Raw genomic sequence first — 18,290 nt, forward strand, 5'->3', positions numbered from 1 at the left:
GACTCCTGGCCATGGCGGATTCGACCGGGCCCGACAGCGGCGACGACGGGCCCGTGCGCGTGGGCGTCCTCGGCCCCCTCACCCTGGTGACCGCCGACGGCCCGGCGGAGGTGGGCGGCGCGCGGCTGCGGGTGCTGCTGGCCAGGCTCGCCCTGGACGCCGGGCGTGCCGTCCGGCCGGAGACCCTGGCCGAGGCCCTGTGGGACGCGGCGCCGCCGGAGGCTCCCTCGCACGCGTTGCAATCGCTGGTGTCCCGGCTCCGGCGCGTCCTGGGGCACCCCGGGCTGGTCACCTCCGGCCCGGCCGGGTACCGGCTGGCCGTCGAGCCGGACGCGGTCGACGCCGTGCGGTTCGAGCGGCTGGCCCGGGCCGGGCGGCGTTCGTCCGCGCGGTCCCGGCCCGCCGAGGCGGCCGCCACCCTGCGGGCAGCCCTGGGTCTGTGGCGCGGTCCGGCGCTGGCCGACGTACGGGCGGCGCCGTTCGCCGCCGCCGAGGCCGAACGGCTCGAACGTGCCCGGCTGGCCGCCCTGGAGGACCGCGTCGAGGCCGACCTGACGCTGGGCGCCGGCTTCGACCTGGTCGCCGAGCTGGAGTCGCTGGCCGCCGCGCACCCGCTGCGCGAGCGCCTGCACGCCCAGCTCATCCGCGCCCTCGCCCTCGACGGCCGGGGCGCCGAGGCGCTGGCCGCCTACCAGCGGATCCGCGAGCTGCTCGCCGAGGACTTCGGCGGCGACCCCGGACCACACCTCCAGGCAGCCCACCTGGCGGTCCTGCGCGGCACCCTCCCCGGCCCCCACGCGCGGCCCGGGCCTTCCGGGACGTCCGGGTTGTCCGAGACGTCCAGGCTGTCCGAGACATTCGGGCTGTCCGAGACGTCCGGGCTGTCCGGGCGGCGTTCTCGGGGGGCGCGTGGGAATCTCGACGTTCCGCTCACCAGCTTCGTGGGCCGTGACCAGGACGTGCACCGCGTGGCCGCCGTGCTCGGCCGGGCCCGGCTGGTCACGCTGGTCGGCCCTGGAGGGGCGGGCAAGACGCGGCTGGCGAACACGGTCGGCCGGCGGCTCACGCCGTCCGGCGGGGTGTGGTTCGTCCCACTGGCCGCGATCGGCCCGGACGACGTCCCCCGCGTGGTGCTCGACCTGTTGCGGACGCGCGAGGACGGCACGCCCCCGCGGGCGGCGGTGCTGGACCACCTGGTCGAGACCCTCGCGGACGACGACGTTGTCCTGGTGCTGGACAACTGCGAGCACGTGATCGAGGCCGTCGCCGGGCTGTGCGAGGCCCTGCTCGGCCGCTGCCCGAGGCTGCGGGTGCTGGCCACCAGCCGCGAACCCTTGCGGATCGACGGAGAGACCCTGCACGAGGTGCTCCCGCTGGACCTGCCCGAACCGGGCGCGACACCGGACCTGTCCCGGTCCAGCGCGGCGGTCCGGCTCTTCCACGACCGCGCCGCCGCGGTACGGCCCGGCTTCACCCTGGAAGGCGGCGCGCTGGCCGCGGCCGTCGAGATCTGCCGCCGCCTCGACGGCCTGCCGCTGGCGATCGAGCTGGCCGCCGCCCGGCTGCGCGCCCTGCCGGTCGAGGCGGTCGCGGCCCGGCTGGACGACCGGTTCCGGCTGCTCACCGGCGGCAGCCGTACGGCGCTGCCGCGCCACCGCACCCTGGCCGCCGCCGTCGCCTGGAGCTGGGACCTGCTCGACCGGGTGCTCCAGGTCACCGGGCCGGCCGATCCGCAGGCCCGCGCGCTGGTCGCCACCGCCCACGCGATGGCCACCACCGAGGCCGCCGGCCCGGAGCAGGCGGACGCGGCCTTCGACCGGATCAGGACGGCCCTGGCCCATGTCGCCCCCGGCGCCCATCCCATCGTCGAGATGGCCCGTCTGGCGCTCGGCATCGCCGCGAAGGGCGACCACGTCGTACCGGACGAGGGGACGGATCGGTGGAGCCGGTCGCTGGCGCTGCTGGTCGGGGGCGTGCTGGCCATGAACACCGGCCACCTCGACAAGGCGAGGGACGCGCTGGCCCGCGCGCTGGACGGCTTCGAGGAAGCCGGCGAGCGGTGGGGCCTGGCGATCACGCTGAGCGCCCTGGGCTCGGCGATGATCCGGTCCGGAGAACCGGCCGCCGCGCCCGCCCTGGCCGAGCGCGCCACCCGGTACTTCCGCGAGCTCGGCATGCCCGAGCACACCATGGAGAACGAGGTGGCCGCCGCGCTGCACCGAGCCGAGTCCGGCGACGTGGACGGCGGCCGGCGGCGCCTGGACGCCCTTCTCGACCAGGCCGGGCGGAGCTGGTCGGCGGAGTCGCACACCCAGGTGCGCCTGGGCCTGGCACGGCTGGAGCTGGCCGCCGGGCGGCCGGCGAGGGCCCGCGAACACGCCCTGGCCGGGGTGGCCGCCGCCCCGCCAGGCCGCTCCACCACGCCGCCCCTGACCGCGCTGCTGCTGGGCGTACTGGCTCAGGTGGACCTCGCGGAGGGATTCCCCGACCGCGCGGCCCGCCGGCTCGACCATCCGGCGGTGCGCCTGACGCTGACCTGGCACACGCCGGTCGCGGCCGCGACCGCGGTCCTGGCCGCCGCGATCGAGCTGTGCCGCGGTCGCCCGGAACGGGCGGGACGGCTGCTCGGGGCCGCCACCGGGCTGGGCGGCTGGACCGGCCCGGGCGCCGCCAACGCGCCGCGGCTCGCCCGGCGGGCCGAAGCCGCGCTGGGCGCCGCCGGGTTCGCCGCCGCGCACGCGGGCGGTGCGGCGATGTCGCGGGCCGGGGCCGAGGGCCTGGTGGCCGCGGTCATCGCCGCGCTGCTCAGCTAGCGCCGGGCACGGGCTTGCCGAACATCGTGCAGGTCACGGCCATCTGGAGGGCCTGGGCGGCCTTGGCCAGCTTCGGGTCGGACTCGAACTCGGCCCAGTACTCCGCGGTGATGAGGACGGTCGCCGTGCGCCCGCCGGTGCGGTCGGTGAGGTTGGTGGTCAGGTAGCCGGGCATGCCGCCGTCGTGGCCCCAGAACGTGCCGCACGGATGGGCGGCGGTCTGGATGCCCAGCCCGTAGCCGGGCCCGTCCGGGTCGCGCGGGTCCATCGGCACGGTGGTGCGGAGCCGGGCGAGCTGGGCGGCGGGCAGCAGCCTGCCGGACATGAGCGCGGCGTGGAAGCGGGACCAGTCGCGCGTGGTGGACACCACCGCCCCGGCCACGCCGCCCCACCCGGGGTCGTGGCCGGAGACGTCCACGTGGCCGTCGTGGCGCGGCCCGGCGAGCCGCCGGAACGCGGCCGGCACCGCGGGCGGCAGGTGGGCGGCGTCCGGTTCGTAGCCGCGGGCGTGGGAGCCGCGCCAGGCGGGGCCGGTGGCGTAATAGGTGTGATCGAGGCCGAGCGGCCGGGCGATCCGGTCCCTGAGCAGGTCGGCCACGCTCGCCCCGGTGACCCGCTCCAGGACGGCGCCGAGCGCGGCGTAGCCGGTGTTGCTGTAGGACCACTTCGCGCCGGGCGCGAACAGCGGGGGGTGCTTCACCCCGACGGCCAGCAGCTCGGCCGGGGTCCACCGCCGCCGGTCCCTGCCGAGCATCGAGGGCCGGATCGCGGGGTCGTCGGTGTAGTCGTACAGGCCGCTGGTGTGGTTCAGCAGCATGCGCAGGGTGATCGCCCCGCCGCCGGGCACCTTGCCGGGCAGCCACTTGTCCACCGGGTCGGTCAGGGCGAGCCTGCCCTCGGCGACGAGTTGCAGCACGAGCACGGCGACCATGGTCTTGGTGTTGGACCCCATCCGGAACTCGTCCCCGGCCTTGAGCAGGTGGTCGCGTCCGGCCCAGGCGGCCTGCTCGGCGATCTCGACGGGCCGGCCGCGGCCGTCGTCGACCCGTACGATCACGCCGGGCGCCCCGGCCGCCACCACGTCCCGTGCCAGGCGCGTCAGCAGGGCCCGCGTGTCGTTCCCGGCCGGCCGGGCCGTCGCGGCGGCCGGGAAGAGCGCGGTCACGGCCAGGCTCACGACCGGCACCGCGGCCGTGAGCGCGCGCGGCCACCGTGGCCGCGCCGCACGACGGGACGGGACATCACATGGGAACATGAACCGGTTCCTCCTGAGCTGGGTGACGCGAACGCCCCCACCCTCCGACCACCCGCTCACAAACCGCACACATCCCGCTGTCAACCCGCCGATGAGTTTCGGCCGCGGGCGCGGTCCCTCTCGTGGAACGACAAGAAGGAGTGGTCCGGGTGGATCTGTACAGCGTGGTGTGCGTACGCGACCGGGCGGCGGCGCAGAAGTGGTACGAGGTGTTCTTCGGCCGCCCGGCGGACGAGATCGTCGGCGAGGAGCACCTGTGGCAGGTCGGCGAGAACGCGTGGGTCGTCATCGACGACCGGCACATGCGGGCCGCGCGCGTGGGCGGAACCATGATCACGTTCGGCGTGTCCGGCCTCGACGACATCCTGGCCAGGCTGGCCGGGCACGGCATCGAGCACGGGCCCGTGGAGACGTACGGCAACGGCGTGCGCCACGTGGACGTCCTCGACCCGGACGGCAACAGCCTCTCGCTCGCCGAGGCCCCGCCGGGGTGATCCGGTTAGGCTCGGGACGTGTTCGACTCGGCTGACTTCGATCTGGCGCCCTACGCCGGTCTCGACACCTCGGCGTACGTGCGGCACACGTACAACAGCTGGGACGACGCCGGCTGGCGGTCACTGCTGGTGCAGAGCTTCCGGCACGCGCCCGAGGCCGAGCACTTCACCCTGCCCGCCGTGTCCGACCTGCATCTCGTGCTCTGCGTGGCGGGCAACGCGGACCTGCGGACGCGGTCCGGCGGCAGGCCGGTCCGGCGGCGCTGGGTCCCGGGGCACCTGGAGCTCATGGTCCCCGGCCGCGCCGGGTCGATGAGCTACCGGGCGGGGGCCGGGCTGAGCACCGTCCAGGTGCACGTCCCCGCGGCGGCCGTCCGGCGGGCCGCCGACGCGCTGGGCGGGCGCGAACCCGATTTCGAGGCGTCCGCCGCCGCCCTGGCGGCAGGTGATCCGGTCGTCGAGCAGTTGCTGCGCGCGCTGCCGGGCCGAGCCGGAGCCGGCGACCTGTACGCGGAGTCCGCCGCCGCCTTCCTCGTGACGCACCTGCTGACCCAGGGCCGGGCCGAACGCCTGCCGGGCCCCGAGCACGCCGCGGTCCGGGCTGGCGTCGCCATCATGACCGAGCGCCTGGCGGAGCCGCTGACGCTGGCCGCCATCGCGGCCGAGGTGCATTTGAGCGTGTACCACTTCGTCCGGGTCTTCCGGGAGGGCACCGGCCAGACGCCCCACCGGTACCTCACCCGGCTGCGCATCGAGGAGGCGCGGCGGCTGCTGTCGTCCACGTCCCTCAGCGTCGAGCAGATCGCCGGGCGGTGCGGGTTCGCCAGTCCGGGCGCGTTGTCGTCGGCCTTCCTGCGCCGGACCGGCGTACGGCCGTCGGCGTACCGCAAGAACTGATCGATCGTCGGCAATCGCGCGCATGGCCCCCGGCTGTGGCCGGTGCCTACGTTGGGGCTCATGCCGTACTCCTTCGCCGTGACCGCGCGCTCGCAGGCCGCCCCCGACGCCGTCTTCGCGGCGCTCACGCACGCCGCGACCTGGCCGTCGTGGTCGCCGATCGACTCCGCCGACGTCGAGGGCGGCGATCCGGCGGCGCGGCAGCAGGTCGGGGACACCAGGGTCTTCCGCACCGGCCGCAACGTCTCCCGGGAGCGGATCGTCGAGCTCGTCCCCGACCGGCGGTTCGTCTACGACAACCTGGGCGGCCCGTTCCGCTCCTACCGGGGGACGGTCGAGCTCGCCCCGGCCGCCGGTGGCGGCACCGACATCCACTGGTCCGCCGCCTTCGAGCCGAAGCTGCCGCTGTCGGGTGGTTTCTGGCGGTGGTACCTGACCCGTTTCATGCAGGGAACGGCCGACGGCCTCGCCACGTACGCCGCCCGCACGACGAGCTGAGATTCCATGTTTGCCGGGGCTGGTCCGGGAAGAGTGGGTGGGCAACGTACTCGAGATCATCAGGAGGAAACGCCTTGTCTCAGGACATGTGGAGCTACGGTTCCGACGTCTACGGCGACAAGACTCTGGACGTGGTCGGCTTCGACGTCGAGGCCACCGACGGCTCGATCGGGTCGGTGGACGAGGCGAGTCACACCGTCGGCGACAGCTACCTGGTGGTCGACACCGGCCCGTGGATCTTCGGCAAGAAGGTCGTGCTGCCGGCCGGCACCGTCACGCGGATCGACCCGCAGGAGCGCAAGGTCCACCTCGCGCGGACCAAGCAGGAGATCAAGGACTCGCCGAAGTTCGACGAGGACGCCACATACAACGACGACGTCCACCGCGACGAGGTGGGCGCGTACTACAGCCGCTTCAACGGCACCGTCTGACCCCGGGCGACCGGGTGGCCCGTCGGGGCCGCCCGCCGGGCGCGACACGCGCCGCGGAGGCTGTCAAGGCCCCACAGCCTCCGCGACCGGCGGGCCCCCGAGGGGCCCTTCTCATGACGCCGTCCTGTCAGCGGTCGGCCTGGTGGGTCAGGATGCGCAGGGCGTCGGCCGAGGGCGGGTCGGCCGGGGTGTAGATCTCGACCCGGTGGCCGGGGCTGTCGGGCTGGAGCCAGACCTGGTAGTCCACGTCGACGGCGCCGACGGTGGGATGCCGAAGACGCATCGTGCCCACCGTGCAGTCGGAGACCTCCCCCACCGCCCACAACGTCGCGAACTCGTCGCTGCGCATCGTGAGCTCCCCGATCAGCTCGGCCAGGCGGGCGTCCGTGGGAAAGCGGCCCGCGGTGAGCCGCAGGTAGGCGACGTGGACGCGGGCGAGTTCGTCCCAGTTGCGGTGCAGATCGCGGAAGAGCGGGTCCAGGAAGAACATCCGCGGGACGGACGGGCGGTCCGCCGGCTCCCCCGGCGCCTCGAACGGCAGGTGCTCGCCCATCAGCGCGTGACCCGTACGGTTCCACGCCAGGATGTCACCCCGCCGGCCGAGCACGACCGCCGGCGTCGTCTCCTTCAGCGACTCCAGAAGCGCGAGGACCCGCGGATGAGGCTCCTCGCCCGGCGGCCGGGACAGCCGGGCGCGGGACGGCTGCCGGGCGAGATTGTGCAGGTGGACGGTCTCGATCCGGTCGAGCCGCAGCACCCGCGCCAGGGCGTCGAGCACCTGCTCGGAGGCCGTCTCCGCCAGCCCCTGCTCCAGACGCGTGTAGTACCCGGCGCTCACCCCGGCGAGCTGCGCCAGCTCCTCACGCCGCAGCCCCGGAACCCGGCGGGCCGTCCCGAAGGTACGCAGCCCGATCGCGGCGGGCGTGACCCGATCACGACGGCTCTTCAGAAACGCTCCGAGGCTCTCCACACCGTCGAGCCTAGGCCGACGGACGGATCCGTGGGTGTACCTGCCGGGTGCACCCACGCCAGGGGGATGGTTGCCGGGCGCGTCCTGCCCGAGTGTCGGCCGCATGTCCCGACAGCACACGCACACTCCTCCGGGCCCGCGGGCCTGGCTCGGCCTCCTGGTGATCCTCGGGCCCGTCCTGCTGGTCTCCATGGACGGCTCGATCCTGTTCCTGGCGATGCCCCGGATCAGCCAGGCCCTCACGCCGACCGCCGGCCAGGCCCTGTGGACCCTCGACATCTACGGCTTCGCGGTCGGCTCCCTGCTGATCGCGTTCGGCAACCTCGGCGACCGGTACGGGCGGCTGCGGCTGCTCCTGATCGGCGCCGCGGTCTTCGGCGCGGGCTCCACGGCGGCGGCGTTCGCGCCCGGTGCCGAGTTGCTGATCGTGGCACGCGCACTGATGGGGGTGGCCGGCGCGACCCTGCTGCCGTCGGCGCTGGCGGTGTTGAGCGAGCTGTTCGCCGACCCGCGGCGACGGGCGCAGGCCATCGGCGTCTTCGCCGCGGCGTTCGCGGCAGGGTTCGCGGCCGGGCCGGTCGCGGGCGGCGTCCTGCTGGAACGGTTCTGGTGGGGGTCGGTCTTCCTGATCAACCTGCCGGTCATCGCGCTGTTCCTGATCTTCGCGCCCATCCTGCTCCGCGAGGTCCGCACGACGCGCGTCGGCCGCGTGGACGTGCCCAGCGTCGTGACCTCCGCGGCCGGTCTCCTGCTCACGATCTACGCCCTCAAGCACGCCGCCGCCGAAGGTCTGTCGATCGTCCCGGTCCTCGCGGGAGCGGCCGGGCTGGGGCTGCTGGCGTGGTTCGGCCGCAGGCAGCGCAGCCTTCCGCAGCCGTTGATCGACTTCTCGCTGTTCCGCGACCGGGTGTTCACGGTGGCGATCGTCACCGGGCTGCTGCCGCTGGCGGCGTGGTCGGCGACGGCGTACCTGTCGGGCGTCTACCTCCAGTCCGTCCTCGGCCTGCCCGTGCTGGACGCGGCGCTGCTCGCGCTGCCCGGCGCGGTGGTGCTCACCGTCACCTGCGTCGTCACCCCCTTCGTGGTGGAACGCGTCGGCAAGCGGGCCGCGCTCGCCGTCTGCCACTTCTCCGTCGCCGCGGGGCTGCTGGTCCTGCTCCCCACGGCTGTCACGGGCGGGGTCGGCTGGTACGTCGCCTCGACGGTCGTCGCGGGCGTCGGCTACGGCATCTCGTTCAGCGTCGTCGCCGACACCGCCGTCGGGGCCGTCCCGCCGGAACGGGCCGGGGCCGCAGGGGCACTCGCCGAGACCAGCAACGAGATCGGCAACGCCCTGGGGATCGCGCTCCTCGGCTCGCTCGCCGCCCTGGTCTTCCGGCTCCAGGGGCCGGACCTGGCCCCCACCCTGGACGAGACCCTCCAGCTCCCCGCCCTCGTGCCGGCGGCGGTCACGCAGGCCAGAACGTCTTTCGTCGCCGGGCTGCACGTCGCGGCGGCGGTGGCCGCGGTCCTGCACGTGGTGCTCGGCGTGGTCGCCCTCCGGCGGGCGCCGGTACGGAACGTCGCGCGGCCGGTCGGCCAGGGGCTCTGAGGCGCGCGTTCACCTGTCCGTCAGGAAGGCGAGGGCGTCGGGGGCGAAACGTCCGTCGGTGAAGGTGCCGCTGTGGGTCCGGCCGGGGTAGACGACGAGCTGGGCGTCGGGGATGCCGTCGACCGTCTGACGGCCGGGCCGAGGGTGCAGGCCGTGCCCGCCAGGACGAGGCGGTCGATCAGGCCGGGATGGTCGGCGGCGAGGCCCGTCGGGTCGGCTGCCCGCGGGGTGTGGATCAGGACGATCAGGGGCGGTCCTTCACCGGCCGACAGGTACGGCAGGTCGTTCAGCATGGTGATCCCTTCCGATCGCCACTATATCCGTATGAACTTTCTGGTTTTTTGTTCACAGAATACGACCCGGCAAGGACGGCCGACCGATGGGCTACAGTCGTCCGCCATGGCCGAATCCTCTTATCTCACCGTGACGGCGGACGCCTACGACGCCGTCGCCGAGCTCTACGCCGATCTCGCCCGGGACTCCCTCGCCCGCCTGCCGCTGGATCGCGCGATGGTCTCCGTGTTCGCCGAACTCGTACGGGCCGCCGGACCCCGGCCCGTCGTCGAAGCCGGTTGCGGCCCCGGTTACATGACGGCGCACCTGCGTGACCTCGGACTGGATGCCTTCGGCGTCGACCTGTCCCCCGCGCTGCTCGACATCGCCCGCAAGGACTATCCCGACCTGCGGTTCGAGCTCGGTTCGATGGACGCTCTGGACGTGGCCGACGGTGAGCTGGGCGGGCTGGTGTCCTGGTACTCCTTGATCCACGTCCCGCCGGGGGAAATGCCGGCGTACCTCGCCGAGTTCCGCCGGGTGCTGGCGCCCGGCGGTCACCTCCTGCTCGGTTTCTTCGAGGCCGAGGGCGATCCGGTGACGCAGTTCGACCACAAGGTCACCCCGGCCTACCGGTGGCCGATCGACGACCTGGCCGACCTGGCGCGCAAGGAGGAGTTCCTCGAGGTGGGGCGGATGCTGCGCGAGCCCTTGGAGGACGAACGCTTCCGCCGCGGCCACCTGCTGCTGCGCACCCCGGCCCCCGGCACCACACAGTGGACAGGCGGGCACGCACCGCGTTAACCCGCTCTGCGGGCGCGTTCGGCCAGTTCGGCGTACTCCCTTCCGGACGTGGCGAAACTGGTGGCCGTTCATGAAGCGCAATTCGGCAAGACGTCGATCTTTTTCGCGGCTGTGATCGCGTGAGGACAGGTCCTAGGCTGACGGGGATGACGGGATCGGCGGCGGGCGCGCGGACGCAGGAGCAGATGCGGCAGCGGAACCTGAGTGAGGTGCTGCGGCGCGTCCACATGGACGGCGCGGTGTCGCGGGCCGCGCTCAGCCGCCGGATGGGCCTCAACCGCAGCACCATCATGGACCTGACCGCCGAACTCACCGCGGCCGGGCTCGTCCACGAGGGGATCCCCACCGGGCGGGGACGCGCGGGCCGGCCGTCCATCGTCGTCATGCCCGAGCAGGGGACGGTGTACGGGCTCGCCTTCGACGTGGCCGTGGATCGGCTGCTCGCGGCCCGCGTTGGGCTCGGCGGCCGGGTACTCGACCGCCGCGAGGCCGTACGCGCCCGCGCCGGGGTCGACCTGGAGGACGTCGTCGGCGTCCTCGCCGCCTTCGGCCGCGAACTGGTCGCCGAATCCGATCCCGGCGCGTTGTGCGTGGGCGTCGGCGCGTCGTACTGCGGGTTGATCAGGCGGGCCGACGGCACGGTCCGGTACGGGCCGCACCTCGGCTGGGTGGACCAGGCGTTCGGCGCGGAACTCGCCGCCGGGCTCGGCCTCGGGCTGCCCGTCGAGGTGGGCAACGAGGCGCACCTGGGCGCGGTCGCCGAGCACGTGCGCGGCGCGGGACGCGACGTCGACAACCTCATCTACCTGCACGGGGACGTCGGCGTCGGCGGCGGCATCATCGTCGGCGGCGAACTCCTGGACGGCGACTCCGGCTACGGCTGCGAACTCGGGCACATGCTGGTCAACCCGTTCGACGGGCGGCCCTGTCTGTGCGGGTCGCGCGGTTGCCTGGAGGCCGAGGTGGGCGAAGAGGCGCTGCTCGACTACGCGGGACGCTCCGGCGGCCTCATCGGACGCGACGGCATCCGGGCCGTCGTCGCCCTCGCCGGAACCGGTGACGCCCGGGCGCGGGACGCGCTGGACCGCGTCGGCGACTGGCTCGGCGTCGGCGTCGTCAACCTGATCAACCTGTTCAACCCGGCGCTCGTGGTCTTCGGCGGGATGCTCCGCGACGTCTACCCGGGCGCCGCGCCACGCGTCCGCGCCCGGATCGACGCGCATGTCCTGCCGGTGTCGCGCGAACGCGTCCGCCTGGCCGTGACGGCCCTGGGCGGCGACACCACGCTCGCCGGAGCCGCCGAACTCGCCTTCGCCGGCCTCCTGGACGACCCACTCACCACCTTGGCCACCTTACGGTGACGTCCGCGGGCGCGCGGCGGCCGGTCGGCGCGGACGATTTGAGTTCGCCTATGGGCGAACTTCTAGCGTCGTCGCCATGACGGAGAACATCATCGACGCCCGCCTCCGAATCGCTGTGATGATCGGGAGCGTGCGCAAGCCCAGAATGGCCGACCCGCTCGCCGCGTGGCTGGAGCACGAACTCACCACCATCGACTGGCTCGATCTCGACCTGATCGACCTGGCCACGGTCTCGCTGCCGATGCACGAACTGCAGCCCGGCGGTGCTGGACGTCACGATCGTCGCGGTGGCGCGGCCACGGCTGATGACGGCGTTCGGCGATACTGGACCTGCGAGAGTCGGCTGCGAAGGCGGGAGGGTGCCATGACCGTCACCGACCACCCCGGCTTCGAGGCGGGCGCGGCCTCGCTCACGGTCGGGCAGGTGGCCAGGGCCGCCGGGGTGACGCCCAACGCCGTCCGCTTCTACGAGCGCTACGGAGTGATCACCGGCCACCGCAACAGCGGCAACGCCCGCCGGTTCACCGTCGACGCGATCTGTCGGATCAAGCTCGCCCTCGCCGCCCAGCGGGTCGGCATCACCCTCAAGGAGAGCGCCGGCATCCTCGCCGGCATCTCGCCCCTCTCCCGCGATCTCGACCAGTGGGCCGCCGCCGGTGAGGAACTCGTCCGGATCGGCCGCGCACGCATCGACGAGCTGCAGACCACCGTGAACGACCTGGCCACCCTGGGATTCCTCCAGAACACCCCTTGATCGCCCTCCGGGCATCGAGCGGCACACCACCGGCCACCCGTGGCCGAGATCACCGCCTGGCGCGCCCTTGTGGGCTCCACGCTGCCGGCAGGTGACCCATCCCCACCGACAGGAAGACAACATGCGCAACCTTCATGGCAGGACCGCGCTCGTCACCGGCGCGAGCAGAGGAATCGGCCGGGCCATCGCGCAGCGCCTGGCCGGCGACGGCGCGCGCGTCGCCGTCCACTACGGCGGCAACGAGCGGGCCGCCGCGGAAACCGTCGCCGCCATCGAGGCGGCCGGCGGGCGGGCCTTCGCCCTGCGGGCCGAACTGGGCACGCCCGGCGATGCCGAACGCCTGTGGGACGCCTTCGACGTCCACGCCGACCGGCTGGACATCCTGGTCAACAACGCCGGTGTCCTCAACGACGAGCCCGGCATCGAGCACGTCACCAGACAGCAGTTCGAGCGGATCTTCGCGATCAACGCCACCGCCCCGTTCTTCGTCACCCAGCTCGCCCTCCCCCGGCTGCGTGACGGCGGCCGGATCATCAACATCTCCACGATGCTGACCCGCGGCTCGGCGATGCCGCAGTCCATCAGCTACGCCATGTCGAAGGGCGCGCTCGACGTGCTCACCTCGACGCTCGCCAAGCAGCTCGGCCCACGCGCGATCACCGTCAACACCGTGGCGCCCGGCGTCATCGACACCGACATGCACCAGGGCAGGCTCGTCGGGGAGGCGCTGGCCTGGCTGTCCTCCCTGTCCCCCATGGGCCGCGTGGGCACCCCCGCGGACGTGGCCGACGCGGTCGCCTTCCTGGCCTGCGACGACAGCCGCTGGGTGACCGGCCACTGGCTGGACGCCTCGGGCGGCACCCTGCTCTGACGGCGCGCGCGGGCAGGCGCTAGCCGAGCAGCCGCAGAACCCGCGCGGCCTGGGCCTCCAGCGTGCCCGCCGGGTTGTGCGGTGCCGCCGGGCCGCCGGGACCGAGCTGGAGGAACCAGCCCAGAGCGATCAGGCGGCGGAAGTCCCTCACCCGTTCGGCCTCGCCCGGAGCGAGGTCGACATGGGCCAGCAGCCGCCGGGCGTCCAGGGAGCCGTCGAGGTGGGAGATGTGCTCGCACAGCTCGCCGAGCTCGAAGGCACGATCGTTGCGGCCGGAGTCCTCCCAGTCGATGAGCCGGACGCGACGCCCGTGCTCGTCCCAGAGGTAGTTCGCGCGGTTGCCGTCGGCCAGCCCGAGAACGGGTGACGAGGGAGCGGCGACGAGCCTGTCGGGGGCGGCGGAGGCCAGCCAGGCGACGCCCGCGCGGTACGCCTCTCGCACCACGGGGTCGCCGCCCAGGTCCGGCCGCCTCCCGGCCCAGGCACGGGTCTTGGTCACGGCCGCGACGGGTCCCCAGGGGGCGGGTTCGACCGCTTCCACCACCCGGCGCGGCACCCGGTGCAGCCGGTCGAGGGCGGCGGCCACCGCCCGGATCTGCTCGTCGGTGGCGTGCTCACCGCGGAGGACGCGTCCGGGCAGCCGGCTCATCACGATCACCGGCGGACGAGCGTCGAGCGCGGCATCCACGGGGGTGGGCGCGAGGCCGGGGGCGTGCTCGGCGAGCAGGGTGAGCGCCTTCCACTCCCGGTGCGGCTCTCCGCGCTCCCACGAGGCGTACCGCTTGATCACGACGTCGTCGTGGAGTTCGAGGTCGTGCGTGCATCGGCCGGCCGTCATCTGCCCGCGTCACCCTTTCCGTCCTCACGGCTGCGGCCGGCCAGGGGAGTGACGTCTCGCGCGGCGGCAGGGCGTAGCCCCGACAATGGGAACATTATGGACAATCACCTCACCCCATCCATGAGGGGACGCGCGCGGGCGCGCGACCTGGGCGTAGTCGTCGGCGCCCTGCCGACCGGGCCGTTGAACGCGATCACCGATGTCGAAGGCGTCCTGGTGGGCCACACCACCATCGACGACGGCGCCGACCTGCACACCGGGGTCACCGCCATCGTCCCACGGCACCTGACCGCCGAACGGCGAGGGCTGCCCGCGGCCGTCTACTCCGGCAACGGATACGGCAAGCTGGTCGGCTCGACCCAGATCGACGAACTCGGCATGCTGGAGTCGCCGGTCGTCCTGACCGCCACGCTGTCGGCGTTCCGGGCGGCGGACGCGCTGCTCACCTACCTGATGGACCGCAGCCCGGAGGGGATCTCCTTCAACCCGGTCGTGGGCGAGACCAACGACGGTTACCTGTCCGACATCCGGCGCCGCCCGATCACCGAACGGCACGTGCTCGACGCGCTGGAAGGGGCGTCCGGCGGGCTGCCCGCGGAGGGATGCGTGGGCGCGGGCACCGGGACGACGGCGCTGGGGTTCAAGGCGGGCATCGGCACCTCGTCCCGGCGGCCGGTGGTGGACGGTGCTCCGGTCACGGTCGGAGCGCTCGTCCAGGCGAACTTCGGCGGCGTGCTGACCGTGCGGGGCGTCCCGATGCCGGTCGAGGAGCTCATCCCGGGAGCGGTGGACGAGGAGCCCGTCGGCAACTCCTGCATGATCGTGGTGGCCACCGACGCGCCGCTCGACGCACGCCAACTCGGCCGCCTGACCCGCCGGGGGATCTTCGCGATGGGCCGCGTGGGGGCGTCCTACTCCCACGGGAGCGGCGACTACGCCATCGCCTTCACCACCGCGCCACCGCAGCTCCCGGCCATGCCCGACGCCGGGCTGAACCCCCTGTTCGCCGCGGTCATGGACGCGGTCGAGGAGGCGCTGCTCAACTCCCTGTTCACCGCGACGACCACCACCGGCGTCCGCGGCCACGTCCGTCATGCCGTTCCGTACGACCGGCTGCCGGAGACGGCGCACGGCGAGGCGGTCGTGTAGTCGTCAGGCGTCCTTGACGTTGCGTTCGGCCGTGACGCGTTCGCCCCGGCCGGCGGTCAGGAGGGCTGGACTTCGTCGAAGAGGGCGAGGGCTTCGGCGGGGTCCGGGCTCACGAGGCGGTCCAGACCGGCCGCCGTCATCTTCGCCCACCTGGCGGCCCGTGCCCACATCTGTTCCTCGAACGCGCGGACGGCCTCGTCCAGGTCGCCCGGGGCGGCGGCGACGGACTCGGCGAGCTCGGCGCCTTCCAGCATCGCGAGGTTCGCGCCCACCCCCAGCGGGGGCATCAGGTGGGCGGCGTCGCCGAGCAGCGTCACCCCGGGCACGTGGGCCCAGGTGTGGGCCACGGGCAGGACGTAGAGGGGGCGGTGGACGAACGCGGTGCCGTGGCGGAGGAGGTCGAGGACGGGAGCGGCCCACCCGTCGAACAGGGCCAGCAGACTCGACCGCACCGCCTCGACACCGTCCGCCGCCGGGGCCGCCGGGTCCAGCCCCGCGCCCCGGTCGGGGGCCGTGTCCAGGTCCGGGTGGCCGTCCGGGGGGGTGCGGAACTGGGCGTACACCTTGACGTGGCCGCCGCTGTTGCGCTGGGCGACGAGGGCGCGGTTCGCGCCGTACACGGCCAGGGAACCGTCACCGATCAGCCGGGCGAGGTCGGGGTGGCGGGTGTCGACGTCCTCCAGGGAGGTCTCGACGGCGGTGACGCCGGTGTAGTGCGGCGTCACGGACGAGAGCGCCGTGCGGACCCGGGACCAGGCGCCGTCCGCGCCGACCACGAGGTCGAACGTCTCCTGTCGCCCGTCCGCGAAACGGACCAGCACGCCGTCCCGCGTTCCGGGCACCACCTCCGTCACGTTCCGCCCCCACCGGACGTCCAGAGGGCCGAGCAGCAGGTCGCGGAGTTGGCCGCGGTCGATCTCGGGGTTGGCCCGGTCATCCGGACGGGGTCGCCAGTCGCGGAGGACGGTCCCGTCCGTGTCCAGGATGCGCATGGCCTGCCCCTCCGGACGGGACAGCTCCCGGAACTCAGCCAGCAGCCCCGCCTTGCCCAGCGCGAGCTGGCCCATCCCGTCGTGCAGGTCCAGCGTGCCGCCCGGAGGCCGGGCGTCGGGGGCCGGATCACGTTCGAGGACGGTGACGGGGTGCCCAAGGCGGTGCAGGACGCGGGCGAAGGTAAGACCGGCGGGCCCGCCGCCGACCACTGCAATACGATGTCTCATGTCGATACACTGTATTTTGCTGAGACGCTGTATCGCAACAGTACGATGTAGGCCATGACCGTGTGGGACCGTCCGGAGCCGCCGACCCGCCCCGCGCCGCTCGACCGGGAGCGCATCGTCGCCGCCGCCGTCGCGCTGGCCGACGAGGGGGGGCTCGACGCGGTGTCGTTGCGCAAGGTCGCCGCCCGCCTGGACGTCGGCCCGATGCGGCTGTATGGATACATCTCCACCAAGGAGGAGCTGTTCGACCTCATGGTGGACGAGGTCTACACCGAGATCCGCCCCGAGGAGCAGCCCGGCGACTGGCGGGAGGCGCTGCGCCTCCACGCCGACCTCACCAGGCGGGCCGCCCTCCGGCACGAATGGCTGGCCGACCTGCTCGGCGGACGCCCGAGCCTGGGCCCGAACGCCCTCGCCGCGACGGAGGGCATGCTGTCCGCCCTCGACGGCCTCGCCGACCTCGACACCGTCATACGGGCCGTGGAGACCGTCAGCGCGTACACCACCGGTGCGATCAGGCGCGAGGTCGCGAACCTGCGGGCCGAGCGCGCCACGGGCCTGTCCAAGCTCGACTGGCAGCGCGCCCACGGCCCGCATGTGCGCAGGATGCTGGCCACGGGCCGCTTCCCCACGCTGGCCAAGGTCGTGCACGACGGCACGGACGTGGACGCCGAGGAGACCTTCGCGACCGGCCTGCACTGGATCCTCGACGCCGTGGCCGCCAAATTCGTCCGGCCCGCAGGCGTGACACCGGCCGCCCGGTCCGGAAACCGGCCCGCCCCCGCCGGCGACCCCCCGCAGCCGGGTCCGGAGGGCGTGCGATGACGCCCCCCGCGTCGCCCCCGTCGGGCCGGCGGATGTGGCCGCTGTACGCCGCCGGGTTCACCACCGCGTTCGGCGCGCACGGCATCGCCGCCAACCTCGGCGGGTTCTCCCACGACGCGGTCACCTCGCTGCTCGTCCTCGGCGCGCTGCTGGCCCTCTACGACGGCGCCGAGGTGCTGCTCAAGCCGCTGTTCGGCAGCCTCGCCGACCGGGTCGGCGCCCGTCCGGTGCTGCTGGGCGGGCTGGTGGCCTTCGCGGTCGCCTCCGGCCTGTACGTCGTCGCCGACAGCCCCGGCTGGTTGTGGGCCGCCCGCCTGGGCCAGGGCGCGGCGGCCTCGGCGTTCTCCCCGTCGGCCTCCGCGCTGGTGGCCCGGCTCAACCCGGCCGCCAAGCTCGGCCGGGCCTTCGGCGGCTACGGCTTCTGGAAGTCGATCGGCTACACCCTGGGCCCGCTGCTGGGCGGCGTGCTGGTGTGGGCCGGCGGCCTGCGGCTGCTGTTCGCGGTCATGACGGTGCTGGGCGTGGCGGTCGCCGTGTGGGCGGCGCTGGCCGTGCCCGCGGTGCCGCCGCTGCCCAAGGCCCGCCAGACGGTGCTGGACCTGGCGCGCCGCCTGGCCGATCCGGCCTTCCTCGCCCCGACCGCCGCCCTGGCCGGGGCCACGGCCGCGCTGTCGGTCGGCGTGGGATTCCTGCCCGTGTCCGGCAGGGTCACCGGCCTCGGCACGGTGGCGACCGGCGCCGCGGTGTCCGTCCTGGCGGCGTGCGCGGCGGTCGTGCAGCCCAGGGCCGGGCGCGCCCTCGACGCGGGACGTCTGACGACCCGTACCGGGCTGCTGGCCGGGCTGCTGGTCACCGCGGCCGGACTGGCCTGCGCCATGCTGCCCGGTCTGGGCGGGATCCTGTCGGCCGCCGTGCTGATCGGGGCCGGGACGGGGCTCATCACTCCCCTCGGGTTCGCCGCCCTCGCCGCCCGTACCCCCGCCGAACGCATGGGCCAGACGATGGGCGCCGCCGAACTCGGCCGGGAGCTGGGCGACGCGGGCGGCCCGCTGCTCGTGGCCGGCGTCGCCACCCTGGCCTCGCTCACCTACGGCTACGCCGCCCTCGCGATCCTGCTCGCCATCGGCCCGCTCATCGCCCTCGCCCTCCGCCGCTCCCCCACCACCGGGCACGAGCGCCGCTGAAGGACCATGTGACAGCAGCGTGACAGGCGCCGTTCCGGGCGTGTTAGGCACCGACCCCTATA

The 18,290-nt window shown here is 74.0% G+C and carries 17 protein-coding genes; 13 read left to right on the forward strand and 4 right to left on the reverse strand.

Annotated features, from left to right (window positions below; translation table 11 throughout):
- Positions 1-11: 11 nt before the first annotated feature.
- Positions 12-2,813: an AfsR/SARP family transcriptional regulator gene (locus tag ACIHAD_RS37360; protein WP_397359448.1), complete on the forward strand. Its 2,802-nt coding sequence runs from the start codon at positions 12-14 to the stop codon at positions 2,811-2,813.
- Here the strand turns inward: ACIHAD_RS37360 and ACIHAD_RS37365 are convergent.
- Positions 2,806-3,990 (reverse strand): serine hydrolase domain-containing protein, encoded by a 1,185-nt coding sequence (locus ACIHAD_RS37365; protein ID WP_397359449.1) that lies wholly within the window; start codon positions 3,988-3,990, stop codon positions 2,806-2,808. The genes ACIHAD_RS37360 and ACIHAD_RS37365 overlap by 8 nt on opposite strands.
- Positions 3,991-4,217: 227 nt before the next feature.
- Here ACIHAD_RS37365 and ACIHAD_RS37370 point away from each other — a divergent pair, with 227 nt between their 5' ends.
- From ACIHAD_RS37370 to ACIHAD_RS37385, 4 genes are all read left to right on the forward strand, one after another.
- Entirely contained in the window at positions 4,218-4,562 is a 345-nt protein-coding gene (locus ACIHAD_RS37370) for a VOC family protein (protein WP_397359450.1), read from the forward strand.
- Positions 4,563-4,580: 18 nt separating this feature from the next.
- Positions 4,581-5,459, forward strand: a complete 879-nt coding sequence (locus ACIHAD_RS37375; protein ID WP_397359452.1) for a helix-turn-helix domain-containing protein — start codon at positions 4,581-4,583, stop codon at positions 5,457-5,459.
- 60 nt (positions 5,460-5,519) lie between these two features.
- Positions 5,520-5,957 (forward strand): SRPBCC family protein, encoded by a 438-nt coding sequence (locus ACIHAD_RS37380; protein WP_397359453.1) that lies wholly within the window; start codon positions 5,520-5,522, stop codon positions 5,955-5,957.
- A gap of 74 nt (positions 5,958-6,031) precedes the next feature.
- Positions 6,032-6,388 carry a PRC-barrel domain containing protein gene (locus ACIHAD_RS37385; RefSeq protein ID WP_397359454.1) on the forward strand — a complete coding sequence of 119 codons (357 nt, stop codon included), beginning with the start codon at positions 6,032-6,034 and terminating at the stop codon, positions 6,386-6,388.
- A 127-nt stretch (positions 6,389-6,515) separates the two neighbouring features.
- On the opposite strand, the gene ACIHAD_RS37390 is transcribed toward ACIHAD_RS37385, so the two are convergent.
- Entirely contained in the window at positions 6,516-7,358 is an 843-nt protein-coding gene (locus ACIHAD_RS37390; RefSeq protein ID WP_397359455.1) for a helix-turn-helix transcriptional regulator, read from the reverse strand.
- 103 nt (positions 7,359-7,461) lie between these two features.
- On the opposite strand from ACIHAD_RS37390, the gene ACIHAD_RS37395 reads away from it, so the two are divergent.
- From ACIHAD_RS37395 to ACIHAD_RS37415, 5 genes are all read left to right on the forward strand, one after another.
- Complete coding sequence (locus tag ACIHAD_RS37395; RefSeq protein ID WP_397359456.1) at positions 7,462-8,949, forward strand: MFS transporter; 1,488 nt, start codon at positions 7,462-7,464, stop codon at positions 8,947-8,949.
- A gap of 399 nt (positions 8,950-9,348) precedes the next feature.
- Entirely contained in the window at positions 9,349-10,026 is a 678-nt protein-coding gene (locus tag ACIHAD_RS37400) for a class I SAM-dependent methyltransferase (protein WP_397359458.1), read from the forward strand.
- 146 nt (positions 10,027-10,172) lie between these two features.
- Entirely contained in the window at positions 10,173-11,387 is a 1,215-nt protein-coding gene (locus tag ACIHAD_RS37405; protein ID WP_397359459.1) for an ROK family protein, read from the forward strand.
- A 76-nt stretch (positions 11,388-11,463) separates the two neighbouring features.
- Positions 11,464-12,141 (forward strand): MerR family transcriptional regulator, encoded by a 678-nt coding sequence (locus tag ACIHAD_RS37410; protein ID WP_397359460.1) that lies wholly within the window; start codon positions 11,464-11,466, stop codon positions 12,139-12,141.
- A gap of 121 nt (positions 12,142-12,262) precedes the next feature.
- Entirely contained in the window at positions 12,263-13,012 is a 750-nt protein-coding gene (locus ACIHAD_RS37415) for an SDR family oxidoreductase (protein ID WP_397359461.1), read from the forward strand.
- A 19-nt stretch (positions 13,013-13,031) separates the two neighbouring features.
- Here ACIHAD_RS37415 and ACIHAD_RS37420 read toward each other — a convergent pair whose 3' ends face one another.
- Positions 13,032-13,850, reverse strand: a complete 819-nt coding sequence (locus tag ACIHAD_RS37420) for an aminoglycoside phosphotransferase family protein (protein WP_397359463.1) — start codon at positions 13,848-13,850, stop codon at positions 13,032-13,034.
- A gap of 120 nt (positions 13,851-13,970) precedes the next feature.
- On the opposite strand from ACIHAD_RS37420, the gene ACIHAD_RS37425 reads away from it, so the two are divergent.
- Positions 13,971-14,999, forward strand: a complete 1,029-nt coding sequence (locus ACIHAD_RS37425; protein ID WP_397359464.1) for a P1 family peptidase — start codon at positions 13,971-13,973, stop codon at positions 14,997-14,999.
- A gap of 56 nt (positions 15,000-15,055) precedes the next feature.
- Here the strand turns inward: ACIHAD_RS37425 and ACIHAD_RS37430 are convergent, their stop codons facing one another.
- On the reverse strand, positions 15,056-16,219 hold the full coding sequence (locus ACIHAD_RS37430) for an FAD-dependent oxidoreductase (protein WP_397359465.1): 1,164 nt from the start codon (positions 16,217-16,219) through the stop codon (positions 15,056-15,058).
- Positions 16,220-16,273: 54 nt separating this feature from the next.
- Between ACIHAD_RS37430 and ACIHAD_RS37435 the strand changes: the two genes are divergently transcribed.
- The gene (locus ACIHAD_RS37435) at positions 16,274-17,044 is read left to right on the forward strand and encodes a TetR/AcrR family transcriptional regulator (RefSeq protein WP_397359466.1); all 771 of its coding nucleotides are present in this window, start codon (positions 16,274-16,276) and stop codon (positions 17,042-17,044) included.
- Positions 17,041-18,228, forward strand: coding sequence for an MFS transporter (locus tag ACIHAD_RS37440; protein ID WP_397359467.1), 1,188 nt, complete (start codon positions 17,041-17,043; stop codon positions 18,226-18,228). Before ACIHAD_RS37435 ends, ACIHAD_RS37440 begins: the two co-directional genes overlap by 4 nt.
- The last annotated feature ends 62 nt before the right edge of the window (positions 18,229-18,290 follow it).

The sequence above is a fragment of the Nonomuraea sp. NPDC052265 genome, from assembly GCF_044547985.1.
In the GTDB taxonomy this organism is placed as follows: Bacteria; Actinomycetota; Actinomycetes; order Streptosporangiales; family Streptosporangiaceae; genus Nonomuraea.